This is a genomic window from Shewanella sp. GutCb, assembly GCF_002836135.1.
Classification (GTDB): Bacteria; Pseudomonadota; Gammaproteobacteria; order Enterobacterales; family Shewanellaceae; genus Shewanella.
This window is the reverse complement of record NZ_PJBL01000017.1, coordinates 90,879-106,450: the sequence shown is the minus strand read 5'-3', so window position 1 is coordinate 106,450 and position 15,572 is coordinate 90,879. Positions and strand designations below refer to the sequence as shown.

The window sequence follows — 15,572 nt, the reverse complement described above, 5'->3', positions numbered from 1 at the left end:
AACATAGTCGTATATCCAAAGCCCACAACGAAGCTTAAAGGGCTTTGCCATCGCATTGAACATCAGCCGCACTACGTGAGCCTCTTAGGTGTTCCACTTCTGCGTTACATTGACTTAAAAGGGAATAAGCATTTCTTCATCAGTGAGCCTTGCATTGAAAAGTCTGAGCGGCTCTGAAGTGACCAGATATTTAATGAGATTGGTATTATTTAATGTGATTGTTTTTTGGGTTTGTTATGCTTAAGTCATTACCGATTATTGAAGAGTAGATTTGTGTCCTCACCTAGCATTGATATCGAATTAGATTCCCTACAAGACGCCGTTTCAATGGCACTGGAATATGCAAAAACCTTAGGCACTTCTGGTGCTGAAGTTGCGATTAGTAAGCAGCAAGGGCTATCTGTTTCAACTCGTATGAAAGAAGTTGAGACGGTAGAGTTTAATAAAGATGGTGCACTGGGGATCACACTCTTTAGAGGGGGTTGTAAAGGCAGCTCCTCGACTTCAGATCTCAGTCCTGCAGCCATTAAACAAGCGGTAAAAGCGGCCGATGATATTGCCCGTTTTACGTCAGCGGATCCTTATAATGGTCTAGCCGATAAATCACTGATGGCGACAAAGTTTCCTGATTTAGATCTATATCATCCGCAGAACATTTCACCTGAAGAGTTAACTCGCATCTCGATTTTGGCCGAAGAGGCCGCACTCGACACCGATAAGCGGGTGCAAACCTCTGATGGCGCCAGCGCCAGTGCGCATTCAAGTGTCAAGGTATACGGCAACAGCCATGGTTTTTTACATGGATATTGTAGTTCTCGATATAGCTTAAGTTGTGTGGCTATTGGTGAGATTGATGGTGGCATGCAGCGCGATTATGACTACACCATCGCCAGAAAATACAGCGAGCTGTTAGCGCCAGAGTTGGTTGGAGCTTCAGCGGCCCAAAAAACGGCAGGCCGTTTAGGCGGCCGAAAGATTGCGACCACTGAATTACCGATTTTATTTTCTCCAGAGATAGCGACCGGATTGATGGGGCACTTAGTCGGTGCGATTAGTGGCGGTAGCATTTATCGTAAATCTAGCTTCTTGTTGGATGCCATCGACACTCAGGTTTTTCCGGATTGGTTTAGTATTGATGAGCAACCGCAATTAGTCGGTGCACTAGCCAGTTCAGCTTATGACAGCGAAGGTGTCGCGACTCAAGATCGTAAGATTATTGATAATGGTCGATTGGCCACTTATCTACTAACGAGTTACTCAGCCAGAAAATTAGGCCTGACAAACACTGGCCATGCGGGTGGGATCTATAATTGGACGTTGTCATCAACGGGGCAAACATTTGATGAGCTCGTCAAAGAGATGGGCACAGGATTGATTATTACCGAGGTGATGGGGCAAGGGGTTAATACCGTAACGGGTGACTACTCACGCGGCGCCGCAGGTTTTTATGTTGAAAATGGCGTTATCTTATATCCAGTTGAAGAGATCACCATTGCTGGCAATCTAAAAGATATGTATAGCAATATTGTTGCGGTTGCGAAAGACAGAGATTTACGCTCGTCGATCCGTACTGGTGGGATCTTGATGGACAAAATGAAGATTGCGGGTAGCTAACGCACTATCGTATATTTTAATATAAGGCTTCTTCGGAAGCCTTTTTTATAGTTTTTTTATCCGGCGTTGTCACCGCTTAGTGATGGTTTACGGCTTCACTCTTATGTTTAAGTCCAGACTCACGCCAAAAAAGTGCTCGGTAATTGTACTCGGGGTTGCTGACTTTAAATACTCAAATGATCGGCATTAATACCGTAACTTTGCTTGGCATTAGCTTGCGCTTTATCACTGAATTGGCAGCTTAAGCTAATCACCCCATCACAGCTTTGTAGATTTTGATAGCCAAAAATCAATAGATGAGGTGGAGTGGGTTTACTACCTACAAACCGCTACTTTCAATTTTTTGCATTGTTTTCACCTGCCTTAATTTTCGACCTATCATTATATAAATCATCCAGATACTAAACTTATAATGACTTAGTCAAACATTAACCTGTCTGCAGCGTATTTTTCAGAGTGAATAATATTTTTAAATCTCTACTTGAATATATGGAAAAACATATATATTATTTTTCATATATCCTATGTGTGCAAAAAACCATGGCTAATCTGGTTTTATAGACACCTTTTGCGAAGAGCACAATATGACTCCATTAGCTTTTTTTAAAGCACTCGCCGACGATACTCGACTACGCAGTTTATTGCTGATCCAATCGGAATCAGAATTGTGCGTTTGTGAATTGATGACGGCACTCGATGACATCCAACCTAAAATCTCTCGCCATTTGGCGCAATTGAGAAAACTGGGAATGTTAGTTGACCGACGTCAGGGACAATGGGTTTTTTATCGTATTAATCCAGAGTTGCCGTTATGGGCAAGCGATATTTTGCAGACACTAGCGCAGCAACAACCTGAGTTAATCGAGATTAATTTGGCAAGGCTGTTACAAATGGGCGATCGCCCAGAAAGAGTATTGCGCTGCTGTTAATTAAACAATGATCACTATTATAGGTTTTAGATTATGGGTATTTTTGAACGTTATTTAAGTGTGTGGGTTGGCTTAGCCATCGTTGTGGGTGTGTTTTTAGGCAATGTGATGCCGGGTGGGTTCACGCAAATTGCTGGGCTTGAGTACGCGCATGTCAATTTGGTTATTGCGGTTTTAATCTGGGTAATGATCTACCCCATGATGGTACAGATAGATTTTTCCGCAATAAAAGATGTCGGTAAGAGTCCAAAGGGGCTGGTGCTGACATTGGTGATCAATTGGCTGATTAAACCGTTTACGATGGCGGCGCTGGGTTGGCTGTTCTTTAAAGTTTTCTTTGTTAATTTTGTTGATCCACAAACGGCGAGTGAATATATCGCAGGGATGATTTTACTCGGCGTGGCACCTTGTACTGCAATGGTATTTGTCTGGAGCCAATTAACTAAAGGTGACCCAAATTACACACTCGTGCAGGTGTCTGTGAATGACTTGATTATGGTCGTGGCTTTTGCGCCCATCACGGCGTTGTTGCTAGGTGTGAGTGACATTCAGGTCCCCTGGGAGACATTGCTGTCATCCGTTGCGCTTTACGTGGTGCTGCCGTTAGTTGTGGGGGCGGCTACACGCTATTTGTTGCAGAGAAAGGGCGATGATAGCCAATTAAATGCATTTGTGGCTAAGCTTAAACCTTGGTCTATGGTTGGCTTACTGGCCACTGTGGTGTTGCTGTTTGGTTTCCAAGCGGAAACCATTATGAGTCAACCTCAAGATATTTTTCTAATCGCAATTCCGTTATTGATCCAAACTTACGGCATTTTCTTTATCGCTTTTTATGCGGCAAAGAAGATGAAGCTAAGCCATAAAATTGCGGCTCCAGCCTGTATGATTGCAACCTCTAACTTTTTCGAGTTGGCCGTCGCGGTCGCTATATCATTGTTTGGCTTGCACTCAGGAGCAGCGCTCGCCACTGTGGTGGGAGTGTTGGTTGAAGTACCAGTGATGTTATCGCTGGTGGCAATATGCAATCGCAATAGACATTTGTTCGTTGCGGACGAAGCATCTGCAACTTAGGGGCTGTTTATCTCTCTTGCTGAGTTTGTGTCGGTCTCTTTTTATATTAAAGAAGCAGTATTGATAAGCACTCGAAGGGTTATGGAAAACCGTTAAAAATCAATGACAATTGTAAGGCGAAAGTAATATCTTTTTTAGTGTGAAAAGTCTATTTGTATTTAAAGAATTTAAGGTTGGGAAACGACAATGACAATCAAAATTGGGATTAATGGCTTCGGCAGAATGGGGCGCTTGGCATTAAGAGCTGCGTGGCAGAATCAGGATGTTGAGTTTGTACAAATTAATGACCCAGCAGGTGATGCAGCGACATTAGCGCACCTGCTGACATTTGATTCGGTGCACGGTCGTTGGGCTGAAGAGGCTATCGCCGAAGGTGATGACATTGTTATTGGTCAACGTCGCATTGTGACCACTCGCAATAAAACCATTGCCGCGACTGACTGGTCAAATTGCGATGTGGTGATTGAGGCTTCCGGTGTCATGAAAACCAAAGCGCTGTTGCAAGCTTATCTTGATCAAGGCGTCAAAAGAGTGGTTGTCACCGCGCCAGTCAAAGAGGATGGCGTACTTAATGTGGTCATGGGCGTTAACCAGCATCTTTACAATAAGGATATCCACCCTATTGTGACGGCAGCGTCATGCACTACTAACTGCCTTGCGCCTGTGGTGAAAGTGATCCATGAAAAAATTGGGATTAAGCATGGCTCGATGACCACCATACATGACATTACCAATACTCAAACCATTCTTGATGCGCCGCACAAAGACCTAAGGCGTGCCCGCGCCTGTGGTTTAAGCCTAATACCAACGACCACCGGCAGTGCTACCGCTATTACTCATATTTTTCCAGAGCTAAAAGGTAAGCTCAATGGCCATGCCGTGCGCATTCCACTTGCTAACGCCTCACTCACGGATTGCGTGTTTGAGTTAGTGCGTGAAACAACTGAAGTGGAAGTTAACGCCTTGCTAAAAGCTGCGGCAGCAGGAGAGTTGAAAGATATTCTTGGTTTTGAGGAGCGTCCATTAGTGTCGGTTGATTATAAAACTGACCCGCGCTCAAGCATCATCGATGCACTCTCTACTATGGTAGTTAATGGCACGCAAGTGAAGCTGTATGTGTGGTATGACAATGAGTGGGGCTATGCCAACCGCACTGCTGAACTGGCAATTATGGTCGGTAAGCTAGATAAGTAAGGCAGAAAAAGCAGGGGAAAGCAGGAAGAGCCGGATAAAGCCGGGAAGAGCTGGGACGGTAATGGCTAAGACGGTAATGGCTAGAACGGAATGGCTAAGGCGGTAATATAGCGTGCTTTGCCTGATAGCGTTCTGCTGTATTGATAATATTTAGGTTGGTGATCTGTGTTAGCAAAATATCGTGCTTTACCTGAGAGTATTCGTCAGTATTTGCTGGTGACGGGGAACTACTGGGCGTTTACCTTGACCGATGGCGCGCTGCGCATGCTGGTGGTGCTGCATTTTTATGATTTAGGTTATACGCCGCTAGCAATTGCCATGTTGTTTCTGTTTTATGAGATTTTTGGGGTTATCACTAACCTAGTCGGTGGCTGGCTAGGCGCTAGGCTCGGCCTGAATCGCACCATGAACATAGGTTTAGGCTTGCAGATAGTCGCGCTGTCGATGTTATTACTACCGAGTGCTATGTTGGTGGTACCTTGGGTAATGGCTGCTCAGGCGCTTTCTGGGATAGCAAAAGATCTCAACAAAATGAGTGCTAAAAGTGCGATTAAAACCTTAGTCCCCAAAGATGCCGAAGATAAGCTGTATCGTTGGGTTGCGATGCTTACAGGTTCTAAAAATGCACTTAAGGGGGCTGGGTTCTTTTTAGGTGGCGTGTTATTAACACTTGTAGGCTTTACGGGGGCGGTGGCCATCATGGCGACGCTACTGTGCATTGTTTGGTTATGTAGCATATTCAATTTAAAAGCGGATTTAGGTAAAGCGAAGTCTAAGCCTAAATTTACCGAAATATTTTCAAAAAGTCGCCGAGTTAATATCCTTTCAGCAGCACGTTTGTTCTTATTTGCAGCTAGAGATGTGTGGTTTGTTATTGCTCTGCCAGTGTTTTTAGCCAGTCAATTAGGTTGGGAGCATAGTAGTGTTGGCGCCTTTTTAGCATTGTGGGTCATTGGTTATGGTGTGGTTCAGTCCGCGGCGCCGTTAATCACTGGACGCAATAGCGCAAAGACGCCTGATGGCGCGAGTGCAACGGTATGGGCCGGGTTATTGACATTGGTGACAGCAATATTAGCCGTTGTGATGTTTACCGGCTGGACTGATCTACAGTTTGCATTAATCACAGGTTTGATGCTGTTTGGTGCGGTGTTTGCCATAAACTCTTCTCTGCACAGCTACCTTATAGTGAGTTACGCTGGTGATGACGGTGTCTCACTCGACATTGGTTTTTACTATATGGCGAATGCAATGGGTAGGCTTATCGGGACCATACTGTCTGGTTGGGTGTATCAAATTGCAGGGCTTGGGGCTTGTTTGGCGGTTTCAACGATCTTTTTACTCCTTACTTATATCATCTCTTTTAAGCTACCCAGAACAGATCCTGCTTTGTGATAAATAATAGCCGTTTTGAAACAAGTCCGAAGCCACGCTTGTTGGCTGTTGTTACTGCACTGCTGGGTATTGTTGCTTTTTTGTAGGCTATTTGTGGGTGGTAACTAAGCTGTATAGCCTCCGCGTTGGTAAAAAAACCAAGCAATACAATTATGAATATTAATAAAATTCAACACCTTCTAGCGTCTTTGGGCGCTATTGTCATTTTCTTCAAGTGCCTTTCTCTCGTGTAGCCTTTTCAAAGGTTAACATTTCGTTGTACTCTGTTTGACCCGATGCGTATTGTTTGAGCTAGCGCAATCGGTGAGGACCTTTTGACCTTGCTCTCATAGGGAAGATCAAAAAGCCCTAAACACTTAGAATAAAATTATAAAAAATAACTATAAATAATCTGTATCTACGAGGTCTGAATGGAAGCTATTACTGAATTTATTGGCATGATTAACGGTGTAGTGTGGGGGACTCCTATGCTGGTCTTGATCCTAGGGGTAGGGTTATTCCTCACTGTTGGTTTGCGTTTTATGCCGATTTTAAAGCTGGGCACTGGTTTTAAATTGTTATGGTCAGGTCGTATTCCTGACAAAGATAAGAACATGAAAGGTGAGATTAGCCCGTTTAACGCGCTAATGACGTCGCTCTCCGCAACGATCGGTACGGGTAATATTGCGGGTGTTGCTACCGCTATTTTTATTGGTGGCCCAGGTGCGCTTTTTTGGATGTGGTGTACGGCATTAGTCGGTATGGCAACCAAATTCGCAGAAGCGGTATTAGCGGTTAAATACCGTGAAGTGGATGACAATGGTAACCACGTCGGTGGCCCAATGTATTACATCAAGAACGGCCTTAGCTCTAAGTGGGCTTGGTTAGGCACCGCATTTGCGTTGTTTGGTGCACTGGCTGGGTTTGGTATTGGTAACACCGTACAGGCTAACTCAGTGGCTGATGCGTTAAGCAGTAATTTTGGCGTACCAAGTTGGGTTACCGGTGTGGTGCTGATGGTCTTAGTTGGTGCGGTATTGATGGGCGGTATTAAACGTATCGCTGATGTTGCCGGTAAACTCGTGCCGATTATGACGATATTCTATATAGGCGCTGGCATCGCAGTACTGGTGGTTTATGCTTCTGAAATCCCAGCAGCATTCGAACTGATTATCCACAGTGCCTTTAACCCTGTCGCGGCTCAAGGCGGTTTTGCGGGGGCAGCAGTTTGGGCCGCGATTCGCTTTGGTGTGGCACGTGGTGTGTTTTCTAACGAAGCGGGTCTTGGTAGCGCGCCAATAGCGCACGCTGCAGCGCAAACAAATAACCCCGTTGCTCAAGGATTAGTGGCGATGTTGGGGACGTTCATTGATACCTTAATCGTTTGTACTATTACTGGCTTAGCGATTATAGTGTCCGGCGCTTGGACTTCGGGTGAAAATGGGGCTGCATTGACCTCTTTTGCCTTCTCTCAAGCGTTCCCATTAGGCAATTATGTCGTGGCTATAGCCTTGAGTGTGTTTGCGTTTACAACCATCTTAGGTTGGAGCTTTTACTGTGAGAAGTGTGTGCAGTTCTTGTTTGGTGTAAAGGCGATTAAGCCCTTTAGAATTCTTTGGACACTGGTAGTGCCATTAGGCGCTGTAAGCTCATTAGAGTTTATTTGGCTGTTAGCGGATACGCTGAATGCGATGATGGCAATACCGAACTTAATCGCATTGGCATTGCTGAGTCCGGTGGTATTTGCGTTGACCAAAGAATACTTTCTCAAGAAGCGTGAAACAGAGGCCGCAGAGCAGTAAGCTTTCTAATTAGCTTTCTAATTAGCTTTGTAAGCTCCTGGAATTGATTCAGGAGCTTTTTTTTTGCGCTTATACCAATGAATTAAGCCCAAAATTCATCTTCGCCCATCGCTCGACTGAGCTGGGTTCTTTCTAAATACGCTTCTAAGCGTTTTTTCACATCTTTTTTATGCGCTAAATCATCAGCAGCCTTTTTATTTTTTGGCGCTGTAAATGATTCCATCTCTGCATCGTTGGGCACAAAATCTAGTATCTGAGCCATCACGAATTCCTCTCAATTGAGTACCTATTTTCCTGATCCTTAATCGTTGTCGAATAAAGAAAATATTATTGATACATATAGGTTAATAACAGATTTTATCGTGCTCATATTGACAGTGGTTACTGCCACATTAGTGAGCGCTTAAGAAGGAATTTAGCAGGCCATTAGACAAAAATATGCGATCTACGTAACAAAATTACAGTTTTATAAAACTAAAGCTATAAAACCCATTGGCGGAGAGTAATTACTGAAATTTAATAACCTAAACTAGAGATGGTATATGACGATTAATAATGCAAAGGGCCGATGACTTTCAGTCAGCGGCGTTTTTTGTGCAATGGTATCTGCACAGCAACGGCCGCCACTGAAAGATAATATTCGAATATTACAAATCGAAGCTATAGCTATACCCTAGCAGCACTTTAGCATCATCATCTGTTAAGTCAGTATCACTGACCATAAAAGAGACAGTACCAAAATCTGTGTCTTTACTGAGGGCAATCGAATAGTCAGCGTAGTTGTCGGTACTGTACCAAGCGGTAACGACATCACCTGTTGAGTAGCCATAGTGCGCTGCAATTGAGAGAGTATCTGAGATCGGGTAAGTTAATGTGGTTTGCACGTAACCCATGTCTTTTTCATCGAGTGTAGGGTCGCCAGTGACATCATTTCCCGCATTGACTACATGTGCGTAGCTTACTTCAATCCATTTCCAGCTAAGGGCCACTGTAGCTTCGCCAAAATCGATGCTGTCGTCAGCATCTGGGTAAGCATAATAGAGATAGCTGATGTCATAGCCAAACTCTTTGCCTATGCTGCCAGCAAAGCCGGCATAGAAATCAATCTCATAACTGGTCTCGTTACCAAAATCGACATTTGATGCCCATGTTCCGGCGTAGAAGCCGACTTCGTGGCTGTAATCAATGCCACCTTGAACGGCTACTGCATCATTGGTTTGGGTAACACCACGCCATAAGTAGTTAGAAGTGGCGCCAATATTGGCTTCTACTGCGGCGTTTGCCGATAGGCTCATTAGCGCTGTTGCAGTCACGGCTGCGGTATTGATAAGTAGCTTGTTCATTATCTTCCCCTATAAGTATTTTTATAATAGTCACAGGGGATATAGCAAAGACCAAGCCAGAAATTTTAATGTTATAAAACAGATGTTTATTTGTACTGCTGTTGGTTTGTTCATTGGAATTGATTCAATCTAGGGCAGGTGGCACTGGATTAGTGCAAAGTTGAAGTGAAAAATGGTTGAACTTGCAGTCGTGGCCGATTAGCAGACATAAAAAAACCTCCTAATAGGAGGTTTTATATAAATCACAAGAGTTGTGATTAGTTAACGCTATCTTTAAGCGTTTTACCCGCTTTAAACTTAGGTACGGTAGCCGCAGGGATCTGGATTTCTTTGCCAGTCTGTGGGTTACGACCTGTGCGAGCAGCACGCTCTGATGTTTCAAAAGAGCCAAAACCAACAATAGAGATTTTTTCTCCATTCTTCATCGCTTCTGCAACAGTTTCTTCAAAAGATTTTAACGCACGTGCGGCTTCAGCTTTAGTGAGTTCCGCAGATTCAGCCATTTTTGCAACAAGTTCAGTCTTATTCATTTGAATCGTCTCTTCTTTCCGTAGATTTATTTATTAGTAGCGTTATGTAACATGCCACAAGCTTTTGCATTTGAAAAGAGCTTTAAGCCGATGAAATGACCTTTAAAGTCAAAAACAGGAAGGATTTCTCAATTTTTCTACTCCTCGAGCAGTTGATAGAGGATTCGTTTGACAACTTGAGGCTCAAAAGGCTTATCACAAAGTGCATTCACACCCGCTTGTGAAACGTTACTCAGGTGAGTTTCGTTAGCTTCAGATGACACCATCAGAATAGGAATATGAGATTGCTCACTATCGTTACGAATAAATTGGGTTAATGCTAAACCATCCACGGTGGGCATATTGTAATCAGTTATGACCAGATCAAACATCTGCTGCTGCAGTATTTCAATGGCTTCTTGGCCATCTTGAGCCTCCGTTATCATCCGTAAACCAAGATTGGTAATCGTGCGCTTAATGACGTTTCTTGCCATCTTGCTGTCATCGACGACGAGTACTCGCAGATCTTGTACATCAAAGTGGGTGAGGTCTAATTCGTCGTGGCTTAGTAGATCAATCGTGGCGTTGAGTGCTTTTCCTAGGTGGATTGAAGTAAACGGCTTAGGGAGAATAGCGACAACGCCTGACTGACGATAGCTTTCTAATTGCTCGCGGCGACACTCGCTTGAGACCAACATAAACTGAATATCACGAAATTGTTCTGATGATTTAAGTTGTTTTAGCAGATCTAGCGCGGTGCCATCTTCAAAGTGCATTGCACTGGCAACGAGATCTGGCTGGTGGCGCTTAATTATCCCCAGCGCTTGCTCAAGGTTGGTGGCTGTTTGGATCTGTTTCACACCCTCTTGCTCTAATCGGTTAACGATAATTTTACGTTGAGTATCTGAAGGCTCAACGAGCAGTATGGAGAGTTCACTAGGTTGTAAATCGCTCATAAATAGCTTTACCACTTATTATTTTTATTTGTTATATGGTTGATTTTAAGCATTATAAAACGCTGCCGTTTATCGGTTTGAAACTATTCTTCTTGTTTAAAGTAACGCTTTGTTTTTTGACTAAAGGCGACCCAGTACTGGAAGCTCATGGCGATTAATGCAGAGATAACAATGGTACTAATAGGAATATTTCGTCCTTGGAAAACCACCTTCACATCTTCAGGTGTAATTTGATAAGCAATGATTGCGGCTGTAGCCAGTGCGAGCAGTGCCACTGTTTGAATCGCGAGGTATATTTTTAATAACACTACAGCCCAAAATTGACGTAGTACAAGCCCGTATAACACTGGAAACACACCAAGGGTGAACAAGTCGTATGTTTGTGTTGTCGCGGTGCGCCATAACGCGGCAAAGGCGACCAAGACATATATAGCCATTAAAATTGCCAGCATTGGGTGAGGTTTCTTCATTGGATACCTAATTATTGACGCATTAAGCGTCGTCGTGCTTGAGGGAGATAACGGTGAGTGTAAAAAAATCAGTGCAGCGAGTCCACACAATCGCTCATTTAGTTTTAATAGCCAAGCTTGGCTATTTTATCGGGTATTACGCTAGAATAGCGTTATACCATCGTATTTTTAGAGAGCACAATGACAGAGTCACAGTTTTGGGAACTGGTTACCCGTACATCTCCTCAGCAAAATCAAACGGATTTAGCTGAATCACTAAAGCAAAACCTGAGCCCTCTGAATAATGATGAGCTTCGTGATTTTGACAAGATCTTTGGCCAGCAAATGCGTCGTTCGTATTCGTGGTCAGTGTGGGGTGCGGCCTATATCATCACTGGATGTGATTCTGAGTATGCTTTTGCTGAGTTTCGCTGCTTTTTGATCTCACTGGGAAAACAGTGGTATGACACTGTTGTCGAGTCACCAGATGAGCTTGGTAAGTTACTTGATTGGCCTGAAAAAGATGGTTCAGCCTATCCTTTTCTCGATGAGTATGACTTGATAGCGGGTCAGCTCTATGAAGAGCGTGCTGATGATGAGCTTCCTTATGTGCCATCAGGGCAAGCTTCACCTGCGGGGAAGAAGTTTTCACATAAGAAAAAACAACTAAAAGCGAGCTATCCAATTCTTAGTGCTGCTTTTCCGTTTTAGTTTATCCTCAAATATCCTCGAAAGGCAGGATTCAGCTTATCGATAAGTGACAGAGTTCTATGTATGAAGTCGCTAGGGTGTATGGGGAGCTATAAACAACAAAAACGAGGCAATGCCTCGTTCTTGTTATATTAAGCTCGCTTACTCGACGCAGGCGCTTACTTCACTGTCGAAATCAAAACCGTGAGCCTCACAGGTCAACTCCATAAACTCTTCTTCTGAGTCGCTGACTTGGTCATCAAATTCAGCCTGAATTTTGTTATCTAACGCAATATCCGATTGAGCTTGCTGCTCTGCTAGGATCTCAAAGTGTCCATCCACTGCTGCTTGCTCCGCAGGGGTAAAGTCATTGGCATTTGCTTGGCCGATGAAGCTAAATGAGAGCAGCATTGCTGCAAAGAATGCCATACGGCCAAAAAATGGCAGTGTTGTAATGTTTGAGTAGTTCATATTGGACTCCAAATATTAATCAGTAACCAGTTTAGGAACCGTTGACTCTTAACGACGATTTATAGCCCGTCAGTTAAGAGGTTTTCCTCTGGGGATGCGTTTGCTTGATACGTATGTTAACGAATGCTTCATGTACCAAAGCTGAACAAAAAGTGAGCTAACGACTGGTTGTGTTGAGCTTTAGTTTTTATGAAATAAAAACAGTTGGTTACTGATGGAGTGTTTTTTGTATTTAATTTTTTAGTCTTATATGTTGAAAGTGTTTAGAGCGAACAAAACAACGCTAGTTACTCATTAGTCATTGTTTTACAATGAAATCCTTGTCGCATAGAGTCGAAGCTACAGTTAAGGCCGCATTCCCAAACAACATTATTGAGTTGCTCTGACTGCTGTTCTGAAAATGCCTTGCAGCTTGGGTAATCGTCGAAATCATCGGTTTTTTCATATTTACTTGAGTTATAGCCATTCTTATAAATGAAAGCGGACCAAGTTTCATAGGATGAAGTTTGCTCTGATTGATTGATGCTAATAATTGCCCAAGTTAAACCTGTCAGTAATAGGAGCACAAAAAGGACTGGAGCGAGTTTCTGCATGGCACGATTTCCAATTTATTAGATGGCGACTTATTTTAGACAGCATAATATTTAGCGCTAATAATGCAAATCCTGTTTACAGTTTGGTTAGCTTAAGCAAGTTTTGATGCAATTTGATGCAACCATTCGGCATTGAGTGTGGTCTACTAATATTATATAGGTTATATGTTAACCATTTCACATTAAGTCCTTATTCAGCTTAGGTCGTTTATGATTGTGAAATAGAGCATTCCCCTTTGTTCAACCGTAGAGGTAAATATGAATTTAAAACACATACTCGTTGCTGGACTATTACTATCAGGTTCAATGTTATCAGGTTCAACATGGGCTGATGAAGCCGTTGAAAACCCTATAACAGAAAGTGGTATTGTTAAAGTTGAGTGGCAAGATCCAAAAAGTTTTCGCGATGTTAAGGCTAGCGGTGATATTCAATCCCGTTTTGAAAACCGTACGTTTGAAGCGCTAACTAAAAATTTAAACAAAGAAGCGGCTAAGATTTTAAAGCCGAATCAAAAGCTTGAAATGGTTGTTACTGACTTAGATTTAGCGGGTGATGTCAGACCGACGTTTGGCGCCACTACCAACGATTTACGTGTGGTTAAAGATATTTACCCACCTCGTATCACCTTTAGTTATAAAGTGACTGAAGGCGAACATGTCATCATAGTTGGCGATGAAAAATTAACCGACCTTGGCTTTGTGCACTCTATTCATAAGGCTAATAATAAAACTAATCGGTATGAAAATGCGTTACTCACATCGTGGCTAAAAGAGACTATTAAGCCAAAAATTTAAACTTAAAGCCGTGCTGACAGCGCGGTCACGTTAAGCACCTTTTCCTTGTGCAATTGAAATAGACTAAATAAGCCACTGGCTTGTTTAGCCTGTTTCTTTGCTAGAGCACTATAAACAGACAGTTGGTGTTCATTGCAATTTGAGGTGACTAGCGGTGGTAAAACGCCTGCCGTTAATGCGATTAAGCCGTGATAACAAGTAACACCTTCTCTGTCATCTGCCAGCATCCGTTTATCCTGCCAATGCTCATCGGAGTAAAATAGTGACTTCACGGCTTCAAAGTCACTAATAATGGTGAGTGCTTGCTGCTGAATATCATCGCAGGTGCTAATGATGACGAAGTCGTCCCCACCAATGTGGCCGATAAAATTATCGCAGCTTCGTTGACGTTGTAATAATCGTGATACCTCCATAATGACCTCGTCTCCACGACAAAAGCCGTAAATATCGTTATAAGGTTTAAAATGAGATAGGTCAAAATATGCAAGGTAGAACGGTTTATGTTGCTGTTTTAAGCGTTGTAACTCCTGTTGAATTGGAATATTCCCTGGCAACCCTGTCAGAGGGTTTGCATGACGAGCGACGGTAATTTTTTGCTCAGTGATCTGTGCTAAGAGATCTTTAGTATGACCAATCCCCAATAGCCGCCCTTGTTTTAATACAATAAACTGTTGCGCTACAAGCCCAGTTGACTCTGACGTTAGACGTTGACTGACTTGAGATAAAGGCTGGTGAGCTTCAATCTGAATCACATCGGTATCGAGAATGTCATCAACGGGTTGGTGTTCATGTAGTGATCGACCGTAAGGCGTACTAAACAGTTCTATAACGTGAGATCGAGCGATCAATCCAATCACTCGTTGTTGGTCGACTACGACAATGGCTTGTAAGGCGGGTTGCTGATTAAACTGTTCGCCGATAAGTTTTAGCTTAGTGCCGGACTGGCAAGTAATCGCACTGCAGCTGAGGCTTTCTGCCGACTCTGCAAACCGAATATGGTAAGGGATGGGCTCAATGTTATCTTTGAGGGTGATGCTTCGATTTGGTGATGCTTCTGGTCGACCCAATAGGTAGCCTTGACAGTAGATAATGCCCAACTGTTTTAATACCGCGAGCTCTTTTTCTGTTTCAATACCTTCTGCAATGACTTTACAGCTTAGATTTTGGCATAGATTGACAATAGAGCGCACGAACTCTTGTTTAACCGGAGATGAGTCAATTGAATCAATAAAGTGCCTATCAATTTTGACGTAATCTGGTGCAAGCTCTGACCATAGTCTCAGACCTGAATATCCTGCTCCAAGATCATCAATGGCAGTGAGAAACCCTTGGCTACGGTAATGGTTTAAGCAAGATTTGAGCAGATCGATATCATCGGCAGGATACTGCTCTGAGAGCTCAATGACCACTTGAGAAGGATGGATCCCCAATTCTTGCACCAAGCTTAATGTGAGACCTTTAGCATGATTGGGTTCCAGTAAGGCTTTAGGTGAAATATTGATGAACAACTTGCCTGATAGCGCAATATTCTTGAATTGTTGGATGGAGATCCGTCGGCAAAGGCTTTCAAGTTCAGATAAACGCCCTTCGTGAGCCGCTGTTTTAAATAGTGGTACAGGAGAGTAGAGCGGGCTATGTTCGGGTCCACGACTTAGCGCTTCGAAACCATGAACTTGATACGTTGAGATATTACATATGGGCTGAAAAACAGCTTTGATTTTCTCTCGATCGATGATCTTAGCGAGTTCACTTTTTAGATCAATAGCGGTCATGTGTTCTACTCAA

At 43.2% G+C, this 15,572-nt stretch carries 16 protein-coding genes; 8 read left to right on the top strand and 8 right to left on the bottom strand.

Going from position 1 to position 15,572, the window contains the following annotated elements; all coding sequences use genetic code 11:
- Window positions 1-273: 273 nt before the first annotated feature.
- The 6 genes from pmbA to CXF86_RS09980 all read left to right on the top strand — a co-directional run bounded on the left by pmbA (window position 274) and on the right by CXF86_RS09980 (window position 7,981).
- Entirely contained in the window at window positions 274-1,614 is a 1,341-nt protein-coding gene (gene pmbA / locus CXF86_RS10005; RefSeq protein ID WP_101089850.1) for a metalloprotease PmbA, read from the top strand.
- 584 nt (window positions 1,615-2,198) lie between these two features.
- Window positions 2,199-2,543: a metalloregulator ArsR/SmtB family transcription factor gene (locus CXF86_RS10000; RefSeq protein WP_101089851.1), complete on the top strand. Its 345-nt coding sequence runs from the start codon at window positions 2,199-2,201 to the stop codon at window positions 2,541-2,543.
- A gap of 33 nt (window positions 2,544-2,576) precedes the next feature.
- Window positions 2,577-3,614, top strand: coding sequence for an ACR3 family arsenite efflux transporter (gene arsB / locus CXF86_RS09995; RefSeq protein WP_102038877.1), 1,038 nt, complete (start codon window positions 2,577-2,579; stop codon window positions 3,612-3,614).
- Between the two features lie 186 nt (window positions 3,615-3,800).
- Window positions 3,801-4,808, top strand: coding sequence for an ArsJ-associated glyceraldehyde-3-phosphate dehydrogenase (locus CXF86_RS09990; protein WP_102038876.1), 1,008 nt, complete (start codon window positions 3,801-3,803; stop codon window positions 4,806-4,808).
- 165 nt (window positions 4,809-4,973) lie between these two features.
- Window positions 4,974-6,200, top strand: coding sequence for an organoarsenical effux MFS transporter ArsJ (arsJ, locus tag CXF86_RS09985; protein ID WP_101089854.1), 1,227 nt, complete (start codon window positions 4,974-4,976; stop codon window positions 6,198-6,200).
- A 410-nt stretch (window positions 6,201-6,610) separates the two neighbouring features.
- The gene (locus tag CXF86_RS09980) at window positions 6,611-7,981 is read left to right on the top strand and encodes an alanine/glycine:cation symporter family protein (RefSeq protein ID WP_101089855.1); all 1,371 of its coding nucleotides are present in this window, start codon (window positions 6,611-6,613) and stop codon (window positions 7,979-7,981) included.
- Window positions 7,982-8,063: 82 nt separating this feature from the next.
- Here CXF86_RS09980 and CXF86_RS09975 read toward each other — a convergent pair whose 3' ends face one another.
- The 5 genes from CXF86_RS09975 to CXF86_RS09955 all read right to left on the bottom strand — a co-directional run bounded on the left by CXF86_RS09975 (window position 8,064) and on the right by CXF86_RS09955 (window position 11,259).
- On the bottom strand, window positions 8,064-8,243 hold the full coding sequence (locus CXF86_RS09975) for a hypothetical protein (RefSeq protein WP_101089856.1): 180 nt from the start codon (window positions 8,241-8,243) through the stop codon (window positions 8,064-8,066).
- A gap of 385 nt (window positions 8,244-8,628) precedes the next feature.
- A complete protein-coding gene (locus CXF86_RS09970; RefSeq protein WP_101089857.1) occupies window positions 8,629-9,324 on the bottom strand; it encodes a TorF family putative porin in 696 nt (231 codons plus the stop codon).
- A gap of 257 nt (window positions 9,325-9,581) precedes the next feature.
- Window positions 9,582-9,854 (bottom strand): HU family DNA-binding protein, encoded by a 273-nt coding sequence (locus CXF86_RS09965; RefSeq protein WP_020910742.1) that lies wholly within the window; start codon window positions 9,852-9,854, stop codon window positions 9,582-9,584.
- Between the two features lie 137 nt (window positions 9,855-9,991).
- A complete protein-coding gene (locus CXF86_RS09960) occupies window positions 9,992-10,789 on the bottom strand; it encodes a response regulator (protein WP_101089858.1) in 798 nt (265 codons plus the stop codon).
- 83 nt (window positions 10,790-10,872) lie between these two features.
- Window positions 10,873-11,259, bottom strand: coding sequence for a hypothetical protein (locus CXF86_RS09955; protein ID WP_102038875.1), 387 nt, complete (start codon window positions 11,257-11,259; stop codon window positions 10,873-10,875).
- A gap of 180 nt (window positions 11,260-11,439) precedes the next feature.
- Here CXF86_RS09955 and CXF86_RS09950 point away from each other — a divergent pair, with 180 nt between their 5' ends.
- A complete protein-coding gene (locus tag CXF86_RS09950; protein ID WP_101089860.1) occupies window positions 11,440-11,949 on the top strand; it encodes a DUF4240 domain-containing protein in 510 nt (169 codons plus the stop codon).
- Window positions 11,950-12,090: 141 nt separating this feature from the next.
- Here the strand turns inward: CXF86_RS09950 and CXF86_RS09945 are convergent, their stop codons facing one another.
- Together CXF86_RS09945 and CXF86_RS09940 are read right to left on the bottom strand one after the other, a co-directional pair.
- Window positions 12,091-12,399 (bottom strand): hypothetical protein, encoded by a 309-nt coding sequence (locus tag CXF86_RS09945; protein WP_102038874.1) that lies wholly within the window; start codon window positions 12,397-12,399, stop codon window positions 12,091-12,093.
- Between the two features lie 287 nt (window positions 12,400-12,686).
- Complete coding sequence (locus CXF86_RS09940) at window positions 12,687-12,992, bottom strand: hypothetical protein (protein ID WP_101089862.1); 306 nt, start codon at window positions 12,990-12,992, stop codon at window positions 12,687-12,689.
- A 258-nt stretch (window positions 12,993-13,250) separates the two neighbouring features.
- Between CXF86_RS09940 and CXF86_RS09935 the strand changes: the two genes are divergently transcribed.
- Window positions 13,251-13,787, top strand: a complete 537-nt coding sequence (locus CXF86_RS09935; RefSeq protein WP_102038873.1) for a DUF3016 domain-containing protein — start codon at window positions 13,251-13,253, stop codon at window positions 13,785-13,787.
- A 2-nt stretch (window positions 13,788-13,789) separates the two neighbouring features.
- Here CXF86_RS09935 and CXF86_RS09930 read toward each other — a convergent pair whose 3' ends face one another.
- Window positions 13,790-15,559 (bottom strand): GGDEF domain-containing protein, encoded by a 1,770-nt coding sequence (locus CXF86_RS09930; protein WP_102038872.1) that lies wholly within the window; start codon window positions 15,557-15,559, stop codon window positions 13,790-13,792.
- Window positions 15,560-15,572: the final 13 nt, after the last annotated feature.